Below are 26,488 nucleotides of genomic sequence, written 5' to 3'. Positions count from 1 at the left end.
TTTTAGGGAGTTCTTTCAATTTTTTCATAAAAGTCATGATTATTTAGATACTAAATAGTTCTTCTTTTCCGTTTCAGAATACTAATTTTACCGAAAATGAAATTTTTTTTCCAAAATCTTATATGTATTTTTGACATTAGAAAAATAAAAATCTACAATGCCTGATATCATTAGACTCCTTCCCGATCATGTAGCTAACCAGATTGCCGCCGGCGAGGTGGTGCAGAGACCTGCATCCATCGTTAAAGAGCTTTTGGAGAATGCTATTGATGCTGGTGCAACGTCCATAGAACTGATTGTAAAGGATGGTGGCCGGACTCTGGTGCAGGTTGTAGATAACGGAAGCGGAATGTCAGCTACGGATGCCAGACTGGCTTTTGAGCGTCATGCTACTTCCAAAATAAGAACGACGGAAGATATTTTCCGAATTGCTACTAAAGGTTTCAGAGGTGAGGCTTTAGCTTCTATTGCAGCTGTTGCTCAGATAGACCTTAAAACCAAACAGACTGATACTTCCTACGGAACACATATTATGATCCACGGTGGAGAATTGATTGAGCAGGAACCTGTACAAAGTACAGACGGGAGCAATTTCGCCGTAAAAAATCTGTTTTATAATGTTCCTGCAAGAAGAAAGTTTTTAAAATCAGACAATGTTGAAATTCGTCATATTATGGATGAATTCCAACGTGTTGCTCTTGCGCACCCGGGGTTAGAGTTTTCACTTTACAATAATGATTCCGAAGTATTCCGTTTACGAAAAAGTACAGAATTACAAAGGATCGTCGACATTTTCGGGAGACGCTTACATTCCCTTTTAGTTCCAATTAAAGAGGAGACTGACTGGGTAAGACTTAGCGGATATGTAGGAAAGCCTGAAGCTGCAAGAAAGAACAGAGGTGAACAGTTTTTCTTTGTTAATGGACGTTACTTTAAGAGTCCTTATCTTTCCCGCGCAGTTCAGGAAGCATTCGAAGGGCTTTTACAGCCTCAGTATATCCCAAGTTATTTCCTGTTTTTAGAAATAGATCCGGAGAAAATAGATGTAAACATTCACCCGCAAAAAACGGAAGTAAAATTCGAAGATGAGAATGTTATTTTCGCGATGTTGCGTTCCTCTATCAAGAGATCTCTTGGGATTTATAACATCTCCCCAAGCTTGGATTTCGATAGAGAACCCATGCATGATGAAATGATTGTTTCCCGTTCGCCTAGTGACAGAGTTGTAATCCCTACTATTCAGGTAGATCGCAATTATAATCCTTTTCGGGAAGAAACTACTACCCCAAAACCTCAGGAAATAGTTAGTCTTACAGAAATGTACCAGACCAGTGTTTCGCCTTCGCCCTCAAAAATCAACTTATTTGATGAAGACGATACAGAAGATGAGCTGATGCGCCTTCCTAACGGGTTTTGGCTTTACAATCACAACAACAAAACATTAATGCTCGATTTGGGCAGAATGCACCAATTGGTGCTTTATGAAAGAAAACAAAAGAAGAAAACTTCTCAAACACATAGTCAGAAATTATTGTTCTCTCACGAGATTTATCTTAATGAGATAGAAAAAATGACATATCTGGCCGTTCGTGAGAAGTTGATTAAAATAGGTTTTGATCTGAATCTGGATGGTAGTGAGCATGTTTTGCATGTACATGCCGTACCGGAAGACTTATCGGACAAAGATATTATCCCTCTTTTACAGAAAATTTTTGCAGAATATGAAGATGAAAGCTTAGACTTTTTTGAATTCTTTGAAAGCAAACAGGTAAAATTACAATCTAAATCCAACTTCGACTTTCATCAGAAAGAAGACGTAGAAAGCCTTATTCAAGATTTTTCAGCACTGGGATTCCCGGAATATAACCACAATAAAAAGAAGTGTTATATAGAGCTTCCTATTGAAGAACTGAAAAATAAACTTAAAATGTAAAAAATATGCAAAGATATATTCCACCTATTACCAAAACCCTCCTGATCGTTAATGTACTACTCTTTGCAGCTACTTATCTGATAAAATCGCTTGGCGTAAATTTAGAAGTCGTTCTGGGGGCTTTTTTCCCGGGATCACCTAACTTCCAGTTTTATCAGGTTATTACCCACATGTTTATGCATGGTGGTTTTGCACATATCTTATTCAATATGATTGCTTTATGGTCTTTCGGGTCAGCTATTGAGATGACTTTAGGGCCTAAAAAATACGCTATATTCTATTTTGTATGTGGTATCGGTGCTTATGTTTTATTTAATGTCGTTAACTATATCCAGGTAGACAGTCTTATTAACAGCCTTGTTGCACAGGGAACAGATATCGAACAGCTTTTTCACCTTTCAAAACTCGGCATTAATGGTAATCTGATAAATGATACTACAAATGCTACTTTCAGAGGAAATCCTGAGGAAGTTAAAGAGCTTTTCGGGTATTTAATAACACCTATGGTAGGAGCTTCGGGAGCTATTTATGGGCTTTTAGTCGCTTTTGCCATGCTTTATCCGGATGCTAAGATTATGATGCTGATTCCGCCAATTCCTATTAAAGCTAAGTATCTGATGCCTTTCCTTATCATCGTTGAGTTTTTCTTAGGTGTGAGAGATTCTCAGGGAGATAATGTTGCACACTTCGCGCATCTTGGTGGCGCAGTTATTGCTTTTATCCTGATCAAAATTTGGACTAAAAACAGATTCAGGATAAATCGCCGATGAAAGTTATTCGACTTATACTTACATTATTGCATCTGGTGCTATTTTTTGCCCTTGCTGCAATGTTACTCAATAGTTTTATACCACCTAAGGTTTTTAAGTGGTTTAATTTTATCCCGTTAGTATTTCCACCGCTTATAATCTCATATATTGTACTTACCATTGTATGGATTGCAACCTGGAAAAAGAGGGCTATATTTTTCCTTATTGGTCTTCTTTTCTTTTTCAATCCTATCAGAAGATGGGTTAATTACAGCCCCGGTTCTGCAGCAGGAAATCTAAAAGTTGTCACCTATAATATTCATGGCGGACAGGATCTTCCTGCCTTAAAATCCTTTTTGGAAAATGAAGCTCCTGATGTTATATTTTTTCAGGAAAAAGGCTATCACAATAAAGAATCTTTATCTATTCCTGGGTTTAAACATGTTGTAGAAGAACGAGTTGTCTCTATATATTCTAAATATCCGGTGAAAAATCAGGGTGAAATCATAAATGATGGCAGTAATGGACATTCTCTGTATGCAGATATCAGTATAAATGGAAAAACCATTCGTTTTATTAATGTTTATCTCGAGCCTTTTTATCTAAAAAAAGACATGCTTCGTCCAACTGGTGACAATAAAATTAATGAAGAAAAAGCAAAAATTTTAGGTTCCCGAATGGCGGAAAGTTTCAGAATTCACCAGGACCAGGTAGCTGCTGTGCGGGAATTTGTACAAAACTCCCCCTATCCTGTTATCCTGGGAGGAGATTTCAATTCTGTACCAAGCTCCTATGAATATTACCATTTAAGCAAAAACCTTAATGACGCATTCATGGATGCGGGCTCTGGATCTGCTACAAGTTTTCACGATTACAAATTTCCAATTCGTATAGATTATCTCTTCAGCAGCCCTGCAATAAAGGCAATGAGCTATACAGTAGACAGAGAATTAAAAATTTCTGATCACTTTCCTGTAATTTCTTCTTTTAAAGTGAAATAAATATCATTTTTTTGCGTTAAATTCACATCTCAAACATTTAATCAACTAAATATGAAAAAAACAATTTTAGGTGTAGCAGTATTCTCTGCACTAGCTCTTACTTCTTGTAAAAAAGAAACTACAAGTACTGAAACTAAATCTACAGATTCCGGTACAGTTACAACGACTACAACTACTGAAACAAAATTAGATAGCGCGAAAGTAAAAGAAGGCGTTCAGAAAGCTGAAGACAAAGTAGACAATGCAGCTAACAAAACTGGGGATGCAATAAAAAATGCAGCTGATAAAACTGGTGACGCTGTAAAAGACGCTGCTAACAAGACTGGGGATGCAGTGAAAGATGCTGCTCATAAAACTGGGGATGCTGTAGACAAAGCTGGTAAAGATATTAAGCAAGGTGCTCAGAAAGCAGGTGACAAAATAGACAGAGCTGCAACTGCTGCTAAAGAAGAGTTAAAAAAATAATTTAGATCTTCTTTTTCACAAGATATAACGGGCATTTCAATTGAAACGCCCGTTTTTTGGTTACGATTATTATATTTATCTATCAGAACAAGGCATTTCCATAAATGAAATTTTTCATATTTTTGACGACAATTCTTTATTTTTCCAACACTCAATTTAATACAACTACCAAATGATAGAAAACTATTTACTATGGGGAATAGGCATTGCCTTTGGCGTAATGCTCCTGGTGATGCTTGGACAAAGAATCCGCATTGCCTATCCTATATTCCTTACAGTCGCCGGACTACTGATAAGCTTTATCCCTGGTATCCCGACTTTTCAGGTAGATCCTAGTATTGTTTTCCTTATCTTCCTGCCTCCTATTCTTTTTGAAGCGGCATGGAATACCTCATGGAAAGATTTTCTAAGGTTCAGAAGACCCATACTGGGACTGGCCTTTGGTTTGGTCTTTCTGACATCCATAGTAGTAGCATATCTCTCTTCTAATATGATTCCGGGGATAACTGTAGCAATGGGGTTCTTACTGGGCGGGATTAATTCCCCACCGGATGCTGTTGCCGCTACATCCATCTTAAAACACCTAAAGATTCCTAAAAGAACTCTTAGCATTCTGGAAGGAGAAAGCTTAATAAACGATGCCTCGAGTTTAATTGTAATGAAGTTTGCACTGGCAGCCATACTTACCGGACAGTTCGTAATGCAGGAGGCCATAGGAAACTTCTTTGTAATGGCTATTATGGGAGCACTTGTAGGTCTTATAGTTGCTTTTCTGCTCATGCTGATTTTCAGAATACTGCCAACAACTTCTGATATCGACACTATCTTTACACTGATTACACCTTATATTATGTATATTGTTGCGGAACACTTCCATTATTCGGGGGTTCTGGCAGTTGTTACCGGTGGACTTGTTATGTCGTATAACTCTAACCGTTTCCAGACCCATACAACACGTATACAGGCTGTAAATGTGTGGAGCACGATTATATTCCTGATGAATGCTTTTATCTTTATTCTGATAGGTTTGCAAATGCCCGGCATTATAGATGAAATGTCTCCGGAAGCTATAAAATCTGGTTTAGGTTATGCCGTAATCATTGGCGGGGCTATTGTATTAACCCGCTTTGTGTGGACCTTTACCTGGACCTATCTCCCGCCTTTATTATTTAAGAGCATCCGTAAAAAAGACAAACATTTGGACTGGAGGGAACCTTTTATATTAAGCCTTGCGGCCATGCGGGGTGTTGTATCCCTTGCCGGAGCGTTGGCTATTCCTTTAGCTCTGCCATCAGGAGAAGCCTTCCCCCATAGAGATATGATTATTTTTGTAACGTTTATTATTATCCTGCTCACCCTAGTAGGACAGGGGCTTTTATTACCTATCATTCTGAAATATATTGATATTAAAGAAGTTGGAGCTACCATGTCTGAAGAAGAGCAGGAGACAAGAATATTGTGGAAATTAAAAAGAATTGCACTGCATACTCTGGATAAGAACTATTCGGAAGAAGTACAAAAATATTCTTTGGTCAATAACCGGAAAATGCAATTGCAGGCAGATCTGGAGCTACTGGAAAATCGATTAAAATGCATTAACAATAGTTTTCATGGCGATGCAGTAAAATCGGTTACAGAAATCCGAAGAGAGATTATAAAGGAGCAGAGAAAACTCCTCTCAGAGCTTCGCAGAATGGACGAATTTGACGATTCTGTCCTTCGAAAGCAGGAACTGAGTCTCGATCTGGACGAAGCAAAGATTACAGGATTCCAGCATTAAAATAACATCATAAAAAAATGATCGGAAAATTTCCGATCATTTTTATTTTATAAGAAAGATTTATCTTCTTGTTTTATGCCAGCATTTTTTGAGCTTTTTTTACACCCTCTGTTAAGATGTCTATTTCTTCAAATGTATTGTAAACAGCAAAACTTGCTCTTACTGTCCCTGCAACACCAAAGAATTCCATGATTGGTTGTGTACAATGGTGTCCTGTTCTTACAGCAATGCCTAATTTATCCAGGATCATACCTACATCCGAGGCAATACCTATTCCGGACAGATTAAAGGAGACAACACCTGCTCTATTGGCTTTTTCACCATATACTTTTAGACCTTCTATTTCCAGAAGCTTACGTTGTGCATATTCCAACAATGCATGTTCATGTGCTGCAATATTAGATCTTCCTACTTTTTCCATAAAATCCACTGCAGTTCCTATTGCAATATTACCCGCAATATTTGGCGTTCCAGCTTCAAATCTGAAAGGGAGCCCTGCATAAGTGGTTTTCTCGAAAGTACAATGGTCAATCATCTCACCTCCTCCATGGAAAGGATTTAACTGTTCTAAAACAGCTTCTTTACCGTATAAAATTCCGGTTCCTGTTGGTCCGTACATTTTATGACCAGAGAAAGCGAAGAAATCGCAGTCCATTGCCTGAACATCTATTTCGAAATGTGGTGCCGACTGTGCGCCGTCTATGAATACAAAAGCATTAGACTTTGCTCTTACTTTTTTAATAATTTCATCTATCGGGTTAATGATTCCAAGAGCATTGGAAACCTGATTTACAGAAACCAATTTCGTTTTCTCAGAAAGCCATTCATCCAGAACATCTATTTGTAAAATTCCATCTTCATTCATTGGAATTACACGAAGCCTTGCCCCTGTTCTCTGACATAGCATCTGCCAAGGAACAATATTAGAATGGTGCTCCAGATAAGAAATAATGATCTCGTCATCTTTCTTAATCAGATCAGTAATAGCATAAGCAACAAGGTTTATACCTTCTGTTGTGCCTTTGGTAAAAAGTACTTCATAGTCATGCTTTGCATTGATAAAGTGCTGTACCTTCTTACGGGCATCTTCCATCATCTCTGTAGCAACCTGACTAAGTGTATGAATACCTCTGTGAACATTTGCATTGTAATGTTCATAGTAGTTATTAATAGCATCCAAAACCATTTTAGGTTTCTGGCTGGTTGCTGCATTATCCAAGTAAACTAAATCTTTACCATTAACCTTTTCCTGAAGAATAGGAAACTGCGAACGGATTTCTTGTACATCAAACATTACTTTTAGTTTTTTTGTTCTGTTAAAGCCATTATATAGGCATCAACTTCTGCTTTTTCATCAGCATATTTCTGTTGAAGTTCAGAGCCCTCACCCATTCTTCCGTAATATATGTAAGCTTTGTCTGCAAAGAATTTTTTATGAAAGTCGGATAGTTCCGGTAACTGAGGAAAGCGTTTATGAAACAGCATTTCATAATAAGCCTGCCATTCTCTTTCATTTTTATCTTCAACAAAGTCTTTAGCTGCTCTTTGTGAAACATGAACCATCTCGTGGGCAATCACATTCATTACAAGAGCTAAATCAAAATCAAACAGATTTCGCGGAATTATAATCCGCTGAGCTTCTCCAAATTCTCCTTCTGTGGTTAACAAAATAGAATTTAGCTCTATTTCTTCCCGAAAACCGAAACCTTCAAAATCTTTATTCTCAAGACCAAACTGATGTACAACAAAATTTGCAGCATCCAGAATCTGGTTGTGCTCTTTATAAGCTTTGAGATTAAAGCTGATCTGATCCAGGTCCATTTTTCGGTCTATATAACTACTGCTGTTCCGCTTGCAGTAACCATCAACATTCCTCCATTCGGACCTACAGTTTCGTAGTCTAAATCGATTCCGATAACCGCATTAGCACCCATTTGTGCAGCGCGCTCCTGTAATTCTCTTAAAGCAGTATCTTTTCCTTCGATAAGAACTTTTTCATAAGTCGTAGATCTCCCGCCAAAAAAATCGGTTAATCCTGCCATGAAATCTTTAAGAGCATTCGCTCCGATAATAGTTTCCCCGGTAACAATTCCTTTGTATTCTTTTACCGGATGTCCTTCGATTGTGTTGGTGGTTGTTAGTATCATCTTTATGTTAATTAGAATTCGATATCTACTTCTAACTTTTCAGCTAAAAGTTTAGATACTTTCAGCTTCAAAGGTTCAATGTCAATATTCTGCATTGCATCATGAGCAAATGCATATAACAATAATGCTCTTGCTTCATTTTTAGAGATACCTCTTGCTCTCAGATAGAATAATGCTTCATCATCCAGCTGTCCTACTGTACAACCGTGAGAACACTTCACATCATCTGCAAAGATTTCTAACTGAGGTTTGGTATCTATTGTTGCTCCTTCGCTTAACAAAACATTGTTGTTTTGCTGATAAGCATTGGTTTTTTGTGCAATTTTATCTACAAATACTTTCCCGTTGAATACACCGTGTGATTTACCATTATAAACACCTTTATAATTCTGGTAGCTTTCACAGTTAGGGAAGTTATGATGTACAGCTGTATGGTGGTCTACTAACTGATCGTTATTAATGATCGTAATCCCGTTCATAAAGCTGTTGATATTCTCTCCGTTATGAATAAAATCCAGGTTGTTTCTTACCAGCTTACCTCCGAAAGAGAAAGTATTTACCGTTGCAAGGCTGTCTTTTTCCTGTCTTGCATAGGTATTATCCACTAAATAAGAAGTATCGCTGTCATTTTGCAGTTTATGCCAGTCTGCTTTAGCATTTGGATAAACAAAAATCTCGGTTACAGAATTGGTGAAGGTAAATGTATCGTCGAAGTTATGATGACTTTCAATAACCTCAATTTTAGATCCTGCTTCAGCAATCAGTAAATTTCTTGTATTGTAGAAAGTGTTTTCTTCCTGATTTTGTGATAAATAAAATACGTGAATTGGTTTTTCAATTACTGTATTTTTCGGTACATGAAGGAAAAAACCATATTTGCAGTACGCAAGGTTTAGGTCTGCAAACGGATTATCCTCATGGGTAATTGTATTGAAATACTTCTCAAAAACTTCTTTGTGTTTTTCATCATTCAACGCATAATTGAAAGATAAAAATTCTACATTTTCAATTGAAATCTTTGAAAACTCTTTGCGTAACTCTCCGTTAATGAAAACAATATAATCAAAGTTCTCTTCACCAATATGTAAAGCATCCAGATCCTTTTTAGATACATTATGCTCTTTTTTAGGAAAGAAATTATATTCCTTGTTAACAATTTCCGCAAGGTTGGTATATTTATATTCTTCGTTTTTCTTTTTAGGAAATCCTATCTCCTGGAACTTAGCCAAGGCCGCCTTTCTTTTATCATCCAGAAAGCGGTGTTTTAGGCTTTCTAAAAAAGCTTCGTGTTGTTGTAAAACTTGTTCTTGTAACATTGTAATGATTTAAGTTTGAATTTGATTATGATCTTCTTACTCTCCTTTTAAGGATTAGATAAGCCAGTCATAACCTTTAGCTTCAAGCTCTAATGCTAAAGTTTTATCTCCTGTTTTTACAATCTTACCATCTGCCAAAACGTGTACAAAGTCTGGCTGAATATAGTTCAGTAGTCTCTGATAGTGAGTGATAACTAAAACGGCATTTCCTTCGTTACGGAATTTGTTTACACCATCTGCTACAATTCTTAATGCATCAATATCCAAACCTGAATCCGTTTCATCCAGAATAGCTAATTTCGGGTCTAACATCATCATCTGGAAAATTTCATTTCTCTTTTTCTCTCCTCCAGAGAAACCTTCATTTAAAGAACGAGAAAGGAAATCTTTTTTGATCTCCAAAAGCTCAGATTTTTCACGGATTAATGCTAGCATCTCTTTTGCCGGCATTTCCTCCAAACCTTTTGCTTTTCTGGTTTCGTTCATTGCTGCTTTAATGAAGTTTGTTACAGAAACTCCAGGAATTTCTACCGGATATTGGAAAGAAAGGAAAATACCTTTATGTGCTCTTTCTTCAGGAGCATCTTCAAGAATTTCTTCACCCTCAAAAAGAATTTCACCTTCAGTTACTTCATACTCTTCTTTCCCTGCAATAACAGAAGAAAGTGTAGACTTTCCAGCACCGTTAGGCCCCATAATAGCATGAACCTCACCTGGTTTTATTTCTAAGTTGATTCCTTTTAAAATTTCTCTTTCTTCAATTCCTGCATGAAGATTCTTTATATTTAACATGTTAAATGTGGTAAATTATTGTTGATTATTTTTTATCCTACTGATCCTTCTAATGAGATCTCTAAAAGTTTCTGTGCTTCAATAGCAAATTCCATTGGCAGCTTATTCAGAACTTCTTTACTAAAACCATTTACAATTAATGCAATTGCTCTTTCGGTATCTATACCTCTTTGGTTACAGTAGAAAATCTGATCTTCACCAATTTTAGAAGTTGTCGCTTCGTGCTCTAGCTGAGCCGTAGGGTCTTTAATTTCTATATAAGGGAAAGTGTGTGCTCCACATTCGTTACCCATTAACAACGAGTCACATTGTGAGAAGTTTCTTGCTCCTTTTGCAGAAGGCATTACCTTCACCTGTCCACGGTATGAATTGTTAGACTTACCGGCAGAGATACCTTTAGAAATAATTGTCGATTTGGTATTCTTACCAATATGTATCATTTTAGTTCCGGTATCTGCATACTGATGGTTATTAGTAACTGCTATAGAATAAAACTCTCCTACAGAATAATCACCTTTCAGGATACAAGAAGGATATTTCCATGTAACTGCAGATCCTGTTTCAACCTGCGTCCAGGAGATTTTTGCTCTTTTCTCACAAAGACCTCTTTTTGTCACGAAGTTGAAGACACCTCCTTTACCGCTTTCATCACCAGGATACCAGTTCTGTACAGTAGAATATTTAATCTCAGCATCGTCCATTGCGATTAGCTCTACAACGGCAGCATGCAATTGGTTTTCATCTCTGGATGGTGCTGTACACCCTTCCAGATAAGAAACATAACTTCCTTCATCAGCAATAAGCAAAGTTCTTTCAAACTGCCCTGTTCCTGCCTGGTTAATACGGAAATAGGTAGAAAGTTCCATTGGACATCTTACCCCTTTCGGAATATAACAGAAACTACCATCAGAAAATACTGCAGAATTAAGTGCAGCATAGAAGTTATCTCCTCTTGGTACAACTTTACCAATATATTGTTTTACTAAATCTGGGTGATTTTTAATCGCTTCAGAAATAGAGCAGAATATAATTCCTTTTTCAGCAAGTGTTTCCTGGAATGTAGTTTTTACCGAAACGGAATCCATTACGATATCTACAGCAACACCTGTTAAACGTTTTTGTTCATCAATTGAAATACCTAGCTTTTCAAAAGTTTTCAGTAATTCCGGATCTACTTCATCAAGATTAGCAAGTTCCGGTTTAACTTTTGGTGCAGCATAATAACGAATCGCCTGAAAATCTGGCTTTTCATATTTAATATTTGCCCAGTCCGGTTCTTCCATTTTCAACCAGATACGGTAAGATTCCAGTCTCCATTCCGTCATCCATTCTGGCTCTTCTTTTTTTGCCGAAATAGCACGAATAATATCTTCATTCAGTCCAATCGGGAAATCTTCGTAATCGATCTTTGTTTCCCAACCGAATTCATATTTTTTATTCTCGAGGTCAACCCTTAGGTCGTCTTCTGTGTATTTACTCATTATTTATTTTGTTTTGGAAATTATGGACAAAAAAGTCCTAATCTCCGATGTCTCCTGTATTTTTATAAATTTATAAACTAAAGCTTTCTCCACATCCGCATGTTCTTGATGCATTTGGATTATTGAAGATAAAGCCTTTACCATTAAGCCCTCCGGAATATTCTAAAGTTGTTCCTACCAGATAAAGAAATGATTTTTTGTCTACGATAATTTTGATCCCGTTGTCTTCAAAAACCTGGTCAATATCGTGTTTTTCTTTATCAAAATTCAGAACATACTCCAATCCAGAGCATCCACCACTCTTCACTCCAACACGGATATAATCTTGTGTTGGATCAAAGCCATCCTCAGTCATTAACTGAACAGCTTTTAATTTTGCCTGATCGGATACTTTTATCATTATTTCAATAATTTAGAATAAATTTAGATTGCAAAATTAAGACAAATAATACCAAATTCAAATCTGTCCATCATATATTTATCTATAACAAGAATAGATAGCTTTAACTTTTTACAGGATACATCATCAAACCGGCATAAATTCTTTCTTAAAATGAAAAAGATATTTTTATTATGCCTTACCTTCATAACAGTTTCTTTATGGGCACAATCCCGTCGGTTTGTATACGAAGTAGCCATGAATCCTGATTCTACACAGCTTGTTCCTATGATTAAGGAACGAACACTATTGCAGATACAGAAGGACAAATCTTATTTCCTAAGCGAAAACAAACTCCGACGAGATTCCCTACTCAGTACTTTAGCCCCGGAATTAAAATCAGAAAACAGGAAAGACAAAAACAAAGCTCAACCATGGCCTGTTGCACACACTAATTACAATTACATTATTGAGAAAGATTACAATCCTGAGAAAATTGTTTTTGCTGAGAATATTGGTCCACAAGCCTCTGCCTACACTGAAGACCGACCGATGAAATGGACATTAACAGAGGATACAGATAATATTTCTGGTTATAAAGTTTTTAAAGCAACATGCAATTTTGGAGGAAGGAAATGGATTGCATGGTATACAAAAGATATTCAGATTTCCGATGGCCCATATAAGTTCCGAGGACTTCCGGGTCTTATCATAAAAGTTCAGGATGATAAAGGAGACTATATTTACACCCTCCTTGCGGAAGAAAAGATGAACAATAGCTTTCCATTAAACATAAAAGAGGATACAAAAATGTTATCCCGGTTAGATTTTGAACGTCAGCAAATAATTTTTGAGAGTAAGCCCCAAGATGAAAAACAAAAACTCTTTGCTGACTCTGGTTTCTCTGGAAAAAGAGGAGGCAATTTTCGCGGCAATAGTGGCCGTGGTGGTGGCGGTGGAATGAAAGGCTTCGGCAGTGGTGGACAAGGAAGAATTCGGGGTATGCAGGAAGGTTCTCCAAGCGGAGAAATGCCCCAGGATTCCGGTACAATGAGTTCTTATGAAAAGAATTTCAATGCTTTCAAACATAAAAATCCAACAGCACAAAATCCTATTGAGATTGGTCTGTAAATTTTTTATAGTTTCAATAATCCTATTGAACTTTATTAAATATTTTTTTGTTGTCATTTTTAACATTATATCTTTTTTACAATCCAAAAAGACAGAAATAATTACAATGAAAGTATTCAAACTATTACCAATATTTATCGTTTCTCTTGCATTTTCGCAGAGTACAAGGTTTGTATATCAGGTAAGCATGAAGCCTGACGCTACAAATAAAGGAGATATTAAAACAGAACAGGCCAACCTGGACGTAACACCACAAGGGTCTATATTTTATAGTGCTAAAACAATACAGAGGGATTCTATAATGGATCGTATGCGCCAAACAAGAAATTTTGACCGTACTCAGATGCAGGATCTTCGTTCTGCCATTAATTATATTATTGAGAAAGACTATCCAAAACAAAGTATAACTCTTAAAAACAGAATCGGCAGAGATCAGTACTCTTATTCTGAAGCTCAGCCATTCCAATGGAAAATACTAAACGAAACTGCCAAAATTGGGGAATACAATACCCAGAAAGCAGAAACACAATATGGGGGCAGAACTTGGTATGCATGGTTTACGACAGAAGTTCCTTTTCAGGATGGTCCATATAAATTTAGTGGGTTGCCAGGTCTTATTGTAAAAGCTGAAGATAGTAATGGCGACTATTCTTTTGACCTTATGCAGACTAAAAAAATTGCAGAGCCATATGCTATTCAAAACAGAGGCGGCCAAGTAATAACTGTAAAAAAAGCCGATTACCTGAAAATGGAAAAGAGATTCCAGGACGATCCCGGATCTTTCTTCACCAATAATTCAGGTGGTGGAGGTGGAAACGGCCGAAGAATGAACATGGATCCTCAGCGGATGAAACAAATGCAGGACCGTTTTAAAGAAGAACAGAAAAAGAACAATAATCCTATTGAACTAAATTAAAAAAGAGCGCCTATCGGCGCTCTTTTTAGTTATTTGCTAAACTTGCTTTTTCCATGTTTAATTCCTCAATAGGAGCTTTTAGCCATTGTGAAGAAGCAAGGTAGTTCTGATCCGGATAATATATAAATAATATATTCTTTTCTTTTATCGTATTGATAAGAGAAACTGCGATATCTCTTGGAACGGCCGGGCAGCCCCAGCTCCTTCCGATACGTTTGTGTTGTAATGCAAATGCCTCGTTAACATAATCTGCACCATGCATTACAATCGCTCTTTTATATGCAGCGTCGTTATAGCCTGTATCTAATCCTTCTAATTTCAGAGAATATCCATTATCACCTTCATAAGTGTTTTCAGTGGTGTAAAAACCTAAGCTACTCTGATGCGAGCTTTCTCTGTTTGAAAACTTTTCTGCAAACTCTTCTCCGGTACCTTTTCCATGTGCCACCAAAGAGTTGAAAATAATCTTCTTCTCTTTTACATCAATCACCCATAATCTTTTAAGATTGGACGACAGACTAAAATCGCAGATTGTTAGAAGATTGCTATTTTCAGGCACTTTTCCTGCCTTTTTCAGATTTACATATCCAAGATATGCTTTTTCGAAAACTGTTTCTGATAATTTGTTGAAGCCGGTAAAGTCAATTGCCCCGTACAATACTGAGGAGGAAGAGACAGCTTCATGTTTTGTTTCTGTTTTTTTTACTGTCACAGCAACGTCTTTCTTTACCAAAGATTTTGATGTCTCAAAATTGGTATCGTTGACAAAAAAAGAGGTTGACACAACATAAACAGAAATTAATGAAATGATTAATTTCTTCATGTAATACTATTTAAGATGTCTTTTTTGAAAATTGCTTCGGCAAAATTAGAACAAATTCAATATCAACACTTTAAATAGACACAAGTTTAACTTTATTTAAGAAACTTTAACGCTGAGATTCACTATCCGGAACAAAATCCAGACTAACAGAATTCATACAATAGCGTACCCCGGTAGGCTCCGGTCCATCGTTAAAAACATGACCTAAATGAGAGTCACATCTGCCACAAACTACTTCTATTCTTTCCATTCCGTGAGTAGAGTCTCTTTTATACTTTACTGCATCTTTTTCAGATTGAAAGAAGCTAGGCCATCCGCAACTGCTTGCAAATTTTGAAGATGAACGAAAAAGATGATTTCCGCATACGGCACAATAATACTCTCCTAACTCATCCGTTTCGTTATATTTTCCGGTAAAAGGACGCTCTGTAGCAGCTTCTCTGGCAACCGCATAAAGATCCGGAGACAATATCTTTTTCCATTCCTCATTGGAAACATTTAGTTTCGTTTTATCTGTTCTGGAATAGTATGGATTGTTTTTTGATGTTTCTGTATTCATAGAATTGGTTTTAACAGGCATTTTTATTTCTGAGCATTGTAAGAACAAACTCAGAATGCATAGATTAAATATAAGATGCCAGATTTTCATATTTCAAATTTACTAAATTTGTTCAGATGACAGAATCACAAAAAAGAAAACAACTCTTTAAGTACAAAGCTCTGGCTACCGGATTATTTCTTCTGATGGCCTGTATCTTTATAACAACAACTGTATTACAAAAACAATATACCTCTCACTGGATTGGCTATATACATGCGTTTTCCGAAGCTGCCATGGTGGGTGCTCTTGCAGACTGGTTTGCTGTTACTGCATTATTTCATTATCCTATGGGTATAAAAATACCTCATACCAATCTGATTGAGAACAGCAAACAGAAAATTGGAGATAACTTGGGGAATTTTGTAGTCGAAAATTTTGCTTCAGCAGAAAATATCCGTCCATATATAGAAAAAATAAAGGTAACCGGTTTTCTAAGTGAATGGCTTTTAAAAGAAAAGAATCAGGAAGTACTGGTTAAAGAAATTGCTGTTTTACTTAAAAATGCCATCTCCCAGTTTCAGGATCCGGATATCATCAGCTTTATTGCCGGAAAAATAAAAGAGGCTGGAGAAAATTTAAAAATCAACCATATCCTTTCTAATGGTATTTTCTATCTTCTGGAGAAAGGTGAGCAACAGGCAATTATAACCTTTCTGTCCTCAAAAATCAAGAATTATATCCTTGAAAATGATAAATTGATACGCGACAAAGTGCACCAGAACAGTTATTCGCTGGTTCCAAAATTTGTTGATAATAAGATAGCAAACAAGATCACGACAGGACTGGCCAGCTTTTTTGAAGATATAGAAAACAACCCTGATCATAAGGTAAGAAATGAAATCTCAGACAGTATTTATCAATTTGCAAACGAAATAAAAACTTCTGATCGATGGGAAAACGAGCTGAGCAAAATAAAAGCATCCATTCTGAATGAGGATAAACTAAATGATTACGCTACAGATATATGGCATTCTCTGAAGAAAACACTGATGTCCGAGCTGGACAATGATCATTCGGCGCTAAAACAATATGCACAAAAAAACATACGCCAGTTTGCAGAGGATCTGAACAAAAATGAATCCCAGCAAAACAAAATTGATCAGTGGATCCGTTTTAACGCCTACAGACTCATTCTAAAAAACACAGGAAAGGTATCTGAACTTATCAGTACTACTGTTGGCAACTGGGAAGGCAAGGAACTTAGCCGAAAGTTAGAATTAGAAGTGGGCAAAGACCTCCAATTTATTAGAATCAACGGAACCATAGTCGGCGGATTAGTTGGGCTAATTATATATACCCTGGCTGCTTTCATTTAGTAGCTAATCGACAAAAACAATCATTGAATTTATTTCAATAATTTATATAAATAATTATCCAACAATTCAATTTCACTGTTTAGCTTTAAAAATTAGATAATAAAACTAACATAATACTAGTTTTACCATAAATATATTTAAGCTTTTTCAATTCAAATTTTAACGCCATAACAGTAAAAAGTAAAAAGGTTCATACTTACAATAAATAAATAGATTAATTTTTTTCTTATTTAACAATTCATTAAATTTTATTCCTACATTCGTTAACATTGTGTTAATATAAACTTGACACAAGAAGTTATTAGTCCAAATTATAAAATTTAAGTTAGTATGAAAAAACGATCCATTATGATGGTTCTTTTAGCATCCTCTATTGGCCTATACGCCCAGGAAGGAAAAGCTAAAGATTCTACAAAAACAGCCAATATCCAAGAGGTAGTAATCACCTCTCTGGGTATTAAAAGACAAGCCAGATCACTGACATATTCCTCACAGCAAATTGGAGGAGATGACCTTACAGAAGTCAAAACTCCAAACTTACTGAACTCCATCAACGGAAAAGTATCCAATGTACAAATTAACAGAGCATCCGGAGGTGCTGGTGGATCTGTAAGAGTAATTATGAGAGGGGACAAGTCTACTAGAAACAGCTCCCCTCTATTGGTAATTGATGGTATACCGGTAACCAACTCTATCGGAGGTGGTCCCGGGGCTCCAACAGCAGATGCCTATAACGGAGGAACAGATTCAGGAGATATTTTCAGTACCATCAACCCTGAAGACATCCAGAGTATTAACTTTTTAAAGGGAGCTTCAGCTGCGGCACTATATGGCTCCCAGGGTAGTAATGGTGCCATTCTGGTTACCACTAAAAAAGGAGTTGCAGGACGAAGCAATATTTCATTCTCTTCCAGCCTTACTTTTGACAAAGCCTATAGCCTTCCAAAACTGCAACATAATTATCTACAAACTACACCTTATGATCCAAGTACAGGTTCTGCTGGCTCTACAGGAAGCTGGGGAAAAGAAGGTTCCTCTAAAGACTATGTAAAAGATTTTCTTCGCACTGGGACAACATGGACCAACAGTATTACATTCTCAGCAGGTACTCAAAAGTCTACAAACTTCTTCTCTCTTGCTAACACAACCAACAAAGGAATTGTTCCTAATTCCAAGTTTGACCAATACAACATTAACTTTAGAAATTCAAGTAAATTCTTTGATGATAAGTTAACTTTAGATGCCAACTTAATGGGATCTATTCAAAAGGTAGAAAACAGAATTGCTCCGGGACTTTATTTTAACCCTCTTTTCCAACTTTATACATTACCAAGAGGAGTAGACTTCGACCAATATAAAGATTATGAATATTTGGACAGAACCCGATATATACAGGATCAAAACTGGTTTGACAAAACCGGGAGCACCAGACAATATTCTCAAAACCCGTATTGGATTCTTAACAGAAACAAAGTTACCTCCAATAACAAAAACTTATATACATCTGTTGCTTTAAGCTATGCCATTAACGACTGGTTAACAGCAAAACTAAGAGGTAATTATACTTACTTCAATTCTGAAACCAGTAGGAATCTGTATGCCAATACAGCAAAACTTCTGGCAAATCCAAACGGAAAACTCTATTACGACCAGCTTGAAACTACAGCATTGTACGGAGACTTCTTGTTAATTGGTAGCCCACATATTTCTGATAACATAAGTTTTGATTTTACCGTTGGTACAAGTGTTAATGACAAGAAAGATAAGATCACTGCTATTCAAAATAATAATTTAAAGAATGCCAATTATTTTGAATTAAACAACCTTAACTGGACACCAACAGACACTTACAGAATTTATTATCCGCATGGAAAAACCACTTCTGTATTTGCCAGTACAACTTTTGGTTATAAGAAACTGGCATATATAGATTTAACTTTCCGTAATGACTGGTCTTCTACATTATTTGGAAGTTCCCAAAACGCATTTGATTATGAATCTATTGGTGGAAACCTTATCATGAGCGACATTCTCCAGATGCCAAAAGCTATTACTTTCTGGAAATTAAGAGCTTCTTATGCAACTGTTGGTAACGCCCTGGAACCTACATTTGCAAATCCACAGCCTACATTTAACAACGGTGTATTTGGGAATAGTGCAAACCTTCCTGACTTGCAACGCTATCCGGAACTAACTCCAAAGCCGGAATTAAACAGAACTTTTGAAGTTGGTACAGAATTCAGAATGTTCAACAATCGATTAAATTTTGATTTTACGTATTATAACTCAAATGTATCTAACCAGTATTTAACAAAAGTAGAAGCAGCTCCGGGACTTAGTAAGCAATCTGGAACATTGATAGATATGAATGCCGGAAAAATTCAGAATACTGGATTTGAATCTTCTTTATCCTATGATATTTTCAAAACTTCTTCATTCAACTGGACAGCTACATTAAATGCTTCGGCGAATAAGAACAAAATAAAGGAATTACTTCCTTCCAACTTCTATGATGCAAGTAAGTCACTATTCACATTAGCCGGAGGTAATTACAACAAACTAAAAGTTGGGGGCTCTTTCGGAGATTTATATGGCAAAGGATTTATGCGCAATGCTGATGGTAAAATTGTGGTAAACAAAGATGGTGTTCCATTAACTAATACCGACAACAACATCTACCTTGGCAATCCAAACCCTAAGTTTATCATTGGGCTTAATAATTCCTTTACTTACAAGAATATCAACCTAAGCTTCCTGATTGATGGTAAATTTGGCGGACATGTTTTAAGTCTTGCAGAAGCCGCTTATGATTATGCAGGAGTAAGTCAAAGATCTGCTGATGCCAGAAAAAATGGTGGTGTAAGTATTCCGAATGCCGTATATGAAGATGGTACAGCATATACAGGAAAAACAGATGCTAAAAAATATTACGAAGGAATTGGTGGACAAGACGCACCTAATATAGATGAAGCTTATATCTATAAAGCTACTGCGATAAGATTGAGACAAATTTCTTTATCCTATACTTTCAAAATGAACTCTAAGTATATGCAGGATGCAACTGTCAGCTTTATTGGTTCAAACTTATTCTTCTTCTACAAAAAAGCACCATTTGATCCGGAACAAGTTTCAGGAGTTAATCCCGGAGGTGTTGGTGTAGACGTATATGGAATGCCAATCACACGTTCTTTAGGACTTTCTGTAAAACTAAATTTTTAAAATTATGAAACTTAACATATTAAAAACATATTTACCTCTACTTGCATTAATTGGAGTATCCTCCTGTACAGGTGACTTTAAGGACATCAATTCCGAGTACGCCAATGTTACAGATGGAGTATTGCAGGCAGATTTCACCGGCTTGGTCAACAGATTAAACCAGGCACAAAGAAATATCATTTATCAGACAGATTACATGTACCAGCTTCAAAATAATCTGAACTCAGATTTTTACAGTGGCTATTTTAGTACTGCAACCGGAGGCTGGAACTGGAACAATAACTACTTCATGAATAGTGGATGGAATGAATGGATTATGAAAAATCAATTGGAAGAAGCTATGCAGCGCTATGTTGATTTTGAAGAAACACAAAAAAAACTATATCCGAATGTCGATTTCAAAGGCAGCTACGCTGTTTTCAATATTATAAAAGTATTGTCTTCAGCAGTTGTATCTGACAAACATGGACCAGTAATCTATAGTAAATTTGGTAAATCTAATCCTGATTATTCTGTAGACTATGACTCTCAACAAGATGCTTACAAATATTTCATGCAGGATTTATCGAAAGATATTGAAACGTTACAGTCAAACTTAGGTGTAGAAGATAAAGCTGTTATTCAGAAATCTGATGCAATTTTTAATGGCACTGCTCTATCATGGGCTAAATTTGCCAACTCTCTAAAGCTAAGACTTGCAATGCGTATGTCATATGCAGATCCTGCAGCATCAAGAAAATATGCAGAAGAAGCATTAAATTCTCCGATTGGGCTTATTGACAACAATAGCCAAAATGCACTAGCTCGCTATGGAGCCATATCACCGGTATACGTTGTTATTTTCAACTATGGGGACTCCAAATCCGGAGCATCCTTAACCTCTTATCTTAATGGCTATAATGACCCCAGAATTTCTTCATATATTACCAAAGCAACTGATCCGAGCGTGAAAGATCAATATGCGGGAGTACGTTTAGGGATAGATCTCGGAGGTAGTAAAGACCGTTATGGTAATTTCTCCAACAACATTGCACAATCTGCTTACGGAGATTATTTTTCTCAGTCCAATGGCCAAGCTAAACTATTCACGGCCGCTGAATCATGGTTCCTAAAAGCTGAAGCTGCACTTAGAGGCTATGCCGGAGCAGGAGATGCAAAAACAAACTATGAAAAAGGAGTACAAACTTCTTTGGATGAATGGGGCAAATCTGGCGCATACAGCACTTATATAAACGATGCTACATCCACTCAGCAACCTTATACAGATCCTAAAAACGCAACCAATAGTGTTGCTGCTGGAGATCCTGTACTAAGTACAATTACTATTAAATGGAATGATGCCGATAGCTTCGATAGAAAGTTGGAACGTATTATTACCCAAAAATGGATAGCTCTTTATCCAGACGGCTCTGAAGCTTGGGCAGAGCAAAGAAGAACGGGATATCCTAAAATATTACCTAATATTATTAATAATAGTCAGGGAACAATTAGCACAAAAGATTTCATCAGAAGGATACCTATTCCATTAAAATATCGTGAAAATAACGGACCTGGTTATCAAAGAGCAGCAGCTACACTCGGCGGACCAGATACTGGCGGCACCAAATTGTGGTGGGATAAAAAATAATTAAAAAAGGGACTCTTCTGGAGTCCCTTTTCTATTATAATTATGATCCCGGACAGAATTCATACCAACATCCCAATGGTCCGAATCCTACAGAACCATTAACTTTAGTATAGTTGATAAAACAAGCTACATAGCCGTCGTAACTACTATTAAAATTACAGGTTGCGGGTCTGCATGGCACATCTGCACATGTTTTCTGGGTTCCTCCGATAATGTTTTTCAACTGTCTTCTTGTTAAAGAAGTCGTTTTCAGGTTTTTCATAATAAATATTTTATTGATTAGTCCAACCAAAATACAACTTTTTCATTATCAACAACCTACCATTAGTCAAAGGCAATATTCTTCTTAAATATAACATCTAATTATGAAGATATTCTTGATTTCCTTTATTTTTCGTCTGTAAATATTCTTTTTTTATCACTGAATATGAACAGTATCCTTTCCAAAACAGCAATCCCTTTATCATAATTTTTTATCTTTGGGAAAAATTAATAAAATGGTTAGAAACTTCCTTTCTATTGCTCTTATGCTGGTTTTCGGACTGGGATTGGCTCAAAAAGGGCCTTACTATCAGCAAAAGGCAAAGTACAAGATGGATATTGATGTAGATGCTGCAAAGTTCACTTACCTTGGAAAACAAAGCATTCAGTATACCAATAATTCACCTGACGAATTAAAAGTTATTTATATGCATCTTTATTGGAATGCCTTTAAATCAGGCTCCATGATGGATGAAAGAGTAAGAAATCAGGGTAAAAATTCTGATAAAAGATTACAAAAGGACGGCGTATCACGTTTAGCATCAATTCCCGCAGATCAGGAAGGACGCCAAAATATTCACTGGATTAAACAAAACGGAAAGGATCTAAAGTTTGAAATACAGGAAACTGTAATGAAAGTTATCCTTAATGAGCCTTTAAAGCCTAACAGTACTACCTCTTTATCTATGGAGTGGGATGCTAATATCCCAATACAAATCCGTAGAGCCGGCCGTAACAATAGCGAAGGCGTAGATATGACAATGACACAATGGTATCCTAAAATTTCTGAATACGATTACGACGGCTGGGCAGCTTTCGACTACATCGGAAGAGAGTTCCACGCTCCGTTTTCAGACTTTGACGTTACAATAAAAATAGATAAAAACTACGTATTAGGTGCCGGAGGAACCCTGGAGAACCCTACAGAAGTAAAAGGTTATACTGCAGCATCAAATGTAAAAGCAGACCAGGATGGTAAGGCAACATGGAAATGGACAGCTAAAAATATTCTGGACTTTGCATGGGCTGCAGACAGAGATTATTCTGTTGACGAATTCACTGTATTAGGCGGGCCAAAAGTTTATTTTGTCTATCAGAAATCAGAAAAAACAAAATACTGGGAAGAGGCGAAGCCTTATGTAACCAAGTATTTCCAGATAATGAATGCACAGTTCGGGCAATATGCCTGGCCTTCTTATTCCTTTATACAAGGAGGAGACGGAGGAATGGAATACGGAATGTGTACCATGATCTTAGGAGAAGCAAAATCGGTAAAAGATTTATGTGGCCTTATGTTCCATGAAGGATCCCACTCCTGGTACCAGCAGATGCTGGCAACTAATGAAAGTGTGAGACCTTGGATGGATGAAGGATTTACAAGCTATGCAGAAGCTTATGTGAGCAACCAGCTTTTCCCACCTGCTAAACCACAAGCTAATCCTTTTGTTTCCAGCATCAATAATTACATAAAATTTGTAAAAACTGGAAAAGAAGAACCTGCTTCATGGTTAGGAGACCACCACGATGATGGAACAGCATATACCTTTGCTTCTTATGTAAAAGGTGAGTTATTCCTTGTAGAATTAGGCTACATTATGGGAGAGCAGAACCTTTCAAAAACGATGAAGAAATACTATGATGATTGGAGCATGAAGCATCCTACAGACAGAGATTTCATACACATTGCACAAAAGATTTCCGGAATGGATTTGAAGTGGTTCCAGAACTATTGGATCAACACTACAAAAACCATTGATTATGGTATTAAAAGTGTAAAATACGGAGATACTTCCACAACAATTACACTGACAAATAACGGGACCCTTCCGATGCCTATAGACTTCAATGTCTTAACCAAGGATAAAAAGGTATTAACATACCATATCCCGCTTAATATGATGCGTACTGCTAAAACTACAGATATCTATGGTCCGATTACCGTAATGCCTTTCTGGAACTGGACAATGAAAGACTATGAACTGACTATTCCATACAGTAAAGCTCAGCTTCAGGCTATCGGAATCGATTTCAGTCAGCGTTTAGCAGATGTTAACCCTGCTGATAATATTATCGAGGTAAAATAGTTTTATGAAATCAATAGTCATCAATATAGGAAATACCAATATCCGTTTCGGTTTGTTTAACGGGGATAGTTGTGAGATTTCCTGGGTAATCAATACAAAACCATACCGTACAAGCGATGAACTCTTTATTCAGTTCCTTACGCTTTATCAGTACAATAAAATTGATATTGATAATATTGAGAAAATCATCATTGGTTCTGTTGTGCCTCAACTTACCTATGATATTTCCAGAGCTGTACACAAGATCCATAATATGAAACCTATTCTGGTAGACCGCAGTACTCCTTCTGGTGTACAAGCCAAGTCTAAACAGATGGGCACAGATATCTACGCAAATCTTGTAGCAGCGCATAATCTTTATCCTGACAGAAAAAAGATTATTCTGGATTTCGGAACCGCACTTACGGCGAGCTGCGTTGCTGAAACAGGTGAAACATTGGGTGTTATTATCGCTCCCGGTATTATTACCTCACTTAATTCATTGATAAATCAAACGGCCCAGTTGCCTGAAATTGAATTAAAGAAACCAAAATCTGTATTAGGATTGGATACGGTAACCTGTATGCAAAGCGGAATGGTCTACGGCTTCCTTGGGATGGTAGAAGGCTTTGTGGACAGAATCAATAACGAAGTGAATGATGACTGCTTCGTAATTGCAACAGGCGGAGTATCCCATGTATATAAGCCTCTGACAGAAAAAATTCATGTTGCAGACAGGCTCCACACCCTTAAAGGGCTTTACTATTTAGGTAAAGATTTATAAAATGGAAGTTCCTTTAAAAATAGAAACAGAACGTCTGATTCTTTCTCCTTTGAAAGAATCAGATATTCCGTTGATTACAGAGTATTTACAGGAAAAAATTATTTCTGATAATACTTCTCATATACCTTATCCATATTCCGAATCTGACGCCCGAACCTGGTTAAAAATGTCTGACGATGCTCTGACAGCTAAAACCGGCTACACTTTTGCCATACGTGAAAAAGAAGGGAAAATAATTGGTGCAATTGGCCTACACGACAGAGGTGATGATAAAGCTGAATTGGGCTATTGGATTGCTGTTCCTTTCTGGAACAAAGGTTATGCTACAGAGGCAGCATCTGCAATTCTGAATTTCGGAATTAAAGAGTTAAAGTTCCATAAGATTTATGCCACACACTTTATTCATAATCCGGCTTCAGGAAAGATCATGGAAAAAATTGGCATGCAAAAGGAAGCTGTTTTAAAACATCATATGAAAAAGGAAGAGCAGTACTTAGACATCCAAATGTACTCTCTTATTGTCTAACGTTTCGATTTGAAAAAATCTTTGATAAGTGCCGAGCATTCGTTTTCCAGAATTCCGGAAACGATTTCTGTTTTAGGATGAAGAGACAAACCTTTATTCATAAATCCTCTCTTTTCATCCCTCGCTCCTATCACTATTTTTGAAAGTTGTGACCACGCCAGCGCTCCGGCACACATTACACATGGCTCAAGCGTAACATACATAGTACAGTCTATAAGATATTTTCCGCCCAACATATTTGCTGCAGCCGTTATCGCCTGCATTTCTGCATGCGCAGTTACATCATTCAGTAATTCTGTAAGATTATGTGCTCTGGCAATGATCCTGTCATTATAGACCACAATACAGCCTACCGGTACTTCATCCTTTTCCAACGCTGCCTGTGCCTCCTGAAAGGCCATTTTCATAAAATATTCGTCTGTAAACATCTAGTCAAATTTCATAGTAATCGGAAAGGTAAATCTGGATCGGACTGCTACTCCATGCAATGTTCCCGGAATAAACTTATCCGGTACAAGATACATACATATTTCTGCCTGTCTGTTGAAGACAATATTATCTCCCTCTGATTTTACCTGAGCAATGCTTCCGTCCTTTTCAACAACAAAGGTAACAACGCTTTTCAGCACAGCATTACGATCTACATCAGCATCAAAATAAAAAGAGCTGCTTACAATTTCTCTCAGCTTATCAATTCCGCCCGGATACTCAGCTGCGCGATCAGGATTTTTCTCTACTACCAATTCTTTTTTCTGGGGAACTTCCTTGTTTAGCTTTGCCAGTTGTTCAAGGTTTTTAGTCTTGATTAAAACTCCAAGATAAGCCTGATTGCGCACACTATCCAGCTTCTTGATAAAAAAACCATATTCACTTTCCAGTTTTATCTTTTCTTCGAAATTCCGAACCAGTCCCAGCCTCCGCTTAAACTCTTCGTTAACTTTTAACTGATGCTGATCATAAAAATTCTTGACCTCTCTGAACTCTTCAGTTTGTTGTGAAAAATAGAAAACAGAAAACAATAAAAAGCAAAAACAATATAGAGATCTTTTCATAACCAACGTTCCTCGAAATATAGTATCAAATATAGTCAAATAGTCTGTAAAGCGCAGCATCTTAAAGCACTCTTAGACACAAATTATGGAGCTTTTGCAATTTGTAACTATTCTAAATTAATGAAA

Annotated in this window: 25 protein-coding genes; 13 read left to right on the top strand and 12 right to left on the bottom strand. The window is 36.8% G+C overall.

All coding sequences use genetic code 11. The features are described from left to right. Positions 1-157: 157 nt before the first annotated feature. From mutL to AYC65_RS18100, 5 genes are all read left to right on the top strand, one after another. Positions 158-1,933, top strand: a complete 1,776-nt coding sequence (gene mutL, locus AYC65_RS18120; RefSeq protein WP_034871816.1) for a DNA mismatch repair endonuclease MutL — start codon at positions 158-160, stop codon at positions 1,931-1,933. Positions 1,934-1,938: 5 nt separating this feature from the next. Beyond that, complete coding sequence (locus AYC65_RS18115) at positions 1,939-2,703, top strand: rhomboid family intramembrane serine protease (protein WP_034871817.1); 765 nt, start codon at positions 1,939-1,941, stop codon at positions 2,701-2,703. After that, positions 2,700-3,683, top strand: a complete 984-nt coding sequence (locus AYC65_RS18110) for an endonuclease/exonuclease/phosphatase family protein (protein ID WP_034871818.1) — start codon at positions 2,700-2,702, stop codon at positions 3,681-3,683. The genes AYC65_RS18115 and AYC65_RS18110 overlap by 4 nt, the downstream gene beginning before the upstream one ends. 51 nt (positions 3,684-3,734) lie before the next feature. After that, positions 3,735-4,148, top strand: a complete 414-nt coding sequence (locus AYC65_RS18105; protein ID WP_034871819.1) for a hypothetical protein — start codon at positions 3,735-3,737, stop codon at positions 4,146-4,148. A 172-nt stretch (positions 4,149-4,320) separates the two neighbouring features. After that, positions 4,321-5,928: a Na+/H+ antiporter gene (locus AYC65_RS18100; protein WP_034871820.1), complete on the top strand. Its 1,608-nt coding sequence runs from the start codon at positions 4,321-4,323 to the stop codon at positions 5,926-5,928. A gap of 73 nt (positions 5,929-6,001) precedes the next feature. On the opposite strand, the gene AYC65_RS18095 is transcribed toward AYC65_RS18100, so the two are convergent. The 7 genes from AYC65_RS18095 to AYC65_RS18065 form a co-directional block, all read right to left on the bottom strand. Next, entirely contained in the window at positions 6,002-7,222 is a 1,221-nt protein-coding gene (locus AYC65_RS18095) for an aminotransferase class V-fold PLP-dependent enzyme (protein ID WP_034871821.1), read from the bottom strand. A gap of 5 nt (positions 7,223-7,227) precedes the next feature. Continuing rightward, positions 7,228-7,749: a hypothetical protein gene (locus AYC65_RS18090; RefSeq protein ID WP_034871822.1), complete on the bottom strand. Its 522-nt coding sequence runs from the start codon at positions 7,747-7,749 to the stop codon at positions 7,228-7,230. Between the two features lie 8 nt (positions 7,750-7,757). Then, complete coding sequence (locus AYC65_RS18085; protein ID WP_009086675.1) at positions 7,758-8,075, bottom strand: YbjQ family protein; 318 nt, start codon at positions 8,073-8,075, stop codon at positions 7,758-7,760. An 11-nt stretch (positions 8,076-8,086) separates the two neighbouring features. After that, entirely contained in the window at positions 8,087-9,391 is a 1,305-nt protein-coding gene (sufD, locus tag AYC65_RS18080; protein ID WP_034871823.1) for a Fe-S cluster assembly protein SufD, read from the bottom strand. Between the two features lie 54 nt (positions 9,392-9,445). Beyond that, entirely contained in the window at positions 9,446-10,183 is a 738-nt protein-coding gene (sufC, locus tag AYC65_RS18075) for a Fe-S cluster assembly ATPase SufC (protein WP_034871824.1), read from the bottom strand. Between the two features lie 32 nt (positions 10,184-10,215). Beyond that, a complete protein-coding gene (gene sufB / locus AYC65_RS18070; RefSeq protein ID WP_034871825.1) occupies positions 10,216-11,664 on the bottom strand; it encodes a Fe-S cluster assembly protein SufB in 1,449 nt (482 codons plus the stop codon). Between the two features lie 70 nt (positions 11,665-11,734). Then, positions 11,735-12,064, bottom strand: coding sequence for a HesB/IscA family protein (locus tag AYC65_RS18065; protein ID WP_009086664.1), 330 nt, complete (start codon positions 12,062-12,064; stop codon positions 11,735-11,737). A gap of 153 nt (positions 12,065-12,217) precedes the next feature. On the opposite strand from AYC65_RS18065, the gene AYC65_RS18060 reads away from it, so the two are divergent. Both AYC65_RS18060 and AYC65_RS18055 read left to right on the top strand, forming a co-directional pair. Beyond that, positions 12,218-13,174, top strand: a complete 957-nt coding sequence (locus AYC65_RS18060) for a GLPGLI family protein (RefSeq protein WP_078674602.1) — start codon at positions 12,218-12,220, stop codon at positions 13,172-13,174. Positions 13,175-13,280: 106 nt separating this feature from the next. Then, positions 13,281-14,090 (top strand): GLPGLI family protein, encoded by an 810-nt coding sequence (locus AYC65_RS18055; protein ID WP_034871826.1) that lies wholly within the window; start codon positions 13,281-13,283, stop codon positions 14,088-14,090. A 25-nt stretch (positions 14,091-14,115) separates the two neighbouring features. Here the strand turns inward: AYC65_RS18055 and AYC65_RS18050 are convergent, their stop codons facing one another. Together AYC65_RS18050 and msrB are read right to left on the bottom strand one after the other, a co-directional pair. After that, a complete protein-coding gene (locus tag AYC65_RS18050) occupies positions 14,116-14,913 on the bottom strand; it encodes a murein L,D-transpeptidase catalytic domain family protein (protein ID WP_034871827.1) in 798 nt (265 codons plus the stop codon). A gap of 106 nt (positions 14,914-15,019) precedes the next feature. Beyond that, a complete protein-coding gene (msrB, locus tag AYC65_RS18045; protein ID WP_234300396.1) occupies positions 15,020-15,472 on the bottom strand; it encodes a peptide-methionine (R)-S-oxide reductase MsrB in 453 nt (150 codons plus the stop codon). Positions 15,473-15,588: 116 nt separating this feature from the next. On the opposite strand from msrB, the gene AYC65_RS18040 reads away from it, so the two are divergent. The 3 genes from AYC65_RS18040 to AYC65_RS18030 all read left to right on the top strand — a co-directional run bounded on the left by AYC65_RS18040 (position 15,589) and on the right by AYC65_RS18030 (position 21,676). After that, on the top strand, positions 15,589-16,830 hold the full coding sequence (locus AYC65_RS18040) for a DUF445 domain-containing protein (RefSeq protein ID WP_034871829.1): 1,242 nt from the start codon (positions 15,589-15,591) through the stop codon (positions 16,828-16,830). Between the two features lie 330 nt (positions 16,831-17,160). Continuing rightward, positions 17,161-20,049: a SusC/RagA family TonB-linked outer membrane protein gene (locus AYC65_RS18035; protein ID WP_234300394.1), complete on the top strand. Its 2,889-nt coding sequence runs from the start codon at positions 17,161-17,163 to the stop codon at positions 20,047-20,049. Positions 20,050-20,053: 4 nt separating this feature from the next. Further along, positions 20,054-21,676 carry a SusD/RagB family nutrient-binding outer membrane lipoprotein gene (locus tag AYC65_RS18030; protein WP_059333870.1) on the top strand — a complete coding sequence of 541 codons (1,623 nt, stop codon included), beginning with the start codon at positions 20,054-20,056 and terminating at the stop codon, positions 21,674-21,676. 40 nt (positions 21,677-21,716) lie between these two features. Here AYC65_RS18030 and AYC65_RS18025 read toward each other — a convergent pair whose 3' ends face one another. Next, a complete protein-coding gene (locus AYC65_RS18025; protein WP_034871832.1) occupies positions 21,717-21,938 on the bottom strand; it encodes a hypothetical protein in 222 nt (73 codons plus the stop codon). 235 nt (positions 21,939-22,173) lie between these two features. Between AYC65_RS18025 and AYC65_RS18020 the strand changes: the two genes are divergently transcribed. From AYC65_RS18020 to AYC65_RS18010, 3 genes are read left to right on the top strand one after another with little or no spacing between them, the layout of a single operon-like run. Next, the gene (locus AYC65_RS18020; RefSeq protein WP_034871833.1) at positions 22,174-24,021 is read left to right on the top strand and encodes a M1 family metallopeptidase; all 1,848 of its coding nucleotides are present in this window, start codon (positions 22,174-22,176) and stop codon (positions 24,019-24,021) included. A gap of 4 nt (positions 24,022-24,025) precedes the next feature. Next, the gene (locus AYC65_RS18015; protein WP_034871834.1) at positions 24,026-24,784 is read left to right on the top strand and encodes a type III pantothenate kinase; all 759 of its coding nucleotides are present in this window, start codon (positions 24,026-24,028) and stop codon (positions 24,782-24,784) included. 1 nt (position 24,785) lies between these two features. Beyond that, entirely contained in the window at positions 24,786-25,310 is a 525-nt protein-coding gene (locus AYC65_RS18010) for a GNAT family N-acetyltransferase (protein ID WP_034871835.1), read from the top strand. On the opposite strand, the gene AYC65_RS18005 is transcribed toward AYC65_RS18010, so the two are convergent. Together AYC65_RS18005 and AYC65_RS18000 are read right to left on the bottom strand one after the other, a co-directional pair. Further along, positions 25,307-25,738 carry a nucleoside deaminase gene (locus AYC65_RS18005; protein ID WP_034871836.1) on the bottom strand — a complete coding sequence of 144 codons (432 nt, stop codon included), beginning with the start codon at positions 25,736-25,738 and terminating at the stop codon, positions 25,307-25,309. The two genes, AYC65_RS18010 and AYC65_RS18005, sit on opposite strands and share 4 nt — an antisense overlap. Further along, the gene (locus AYC65_RS18000; RefSeq protein ID WP_034871990.1) at positions 25,739-26,362 is read right to left on the bottom strand and encodes an energy transducer TonB; all 624 of its coding nucleotides are present in this window, start codon (positions 26,360-26,362) and stop codon (positions 25,739-25,741) included. It abuts the gene before it with no gap. Between the last annotated feature and the right edge of the window lie 126 nt (positions 26,363-26,488).

The sequence above is a fragment of the Elizabethkingia bruuniana genome (assembly GCF_002024805.1).
GTDB classification, from domain to species: domain Bacteria; phylum Bacteroidota; class Bacteroidia; order Flavobacteriales; family Weeksellaceae; genus Elizabethkingia; species Elizabethkingia bruuniana.
The sequence above is the reverse complement of the archived record's forward strand: the minus strand, read 5'-3'. Positions and strand labels throughout refer to the sequence as shown.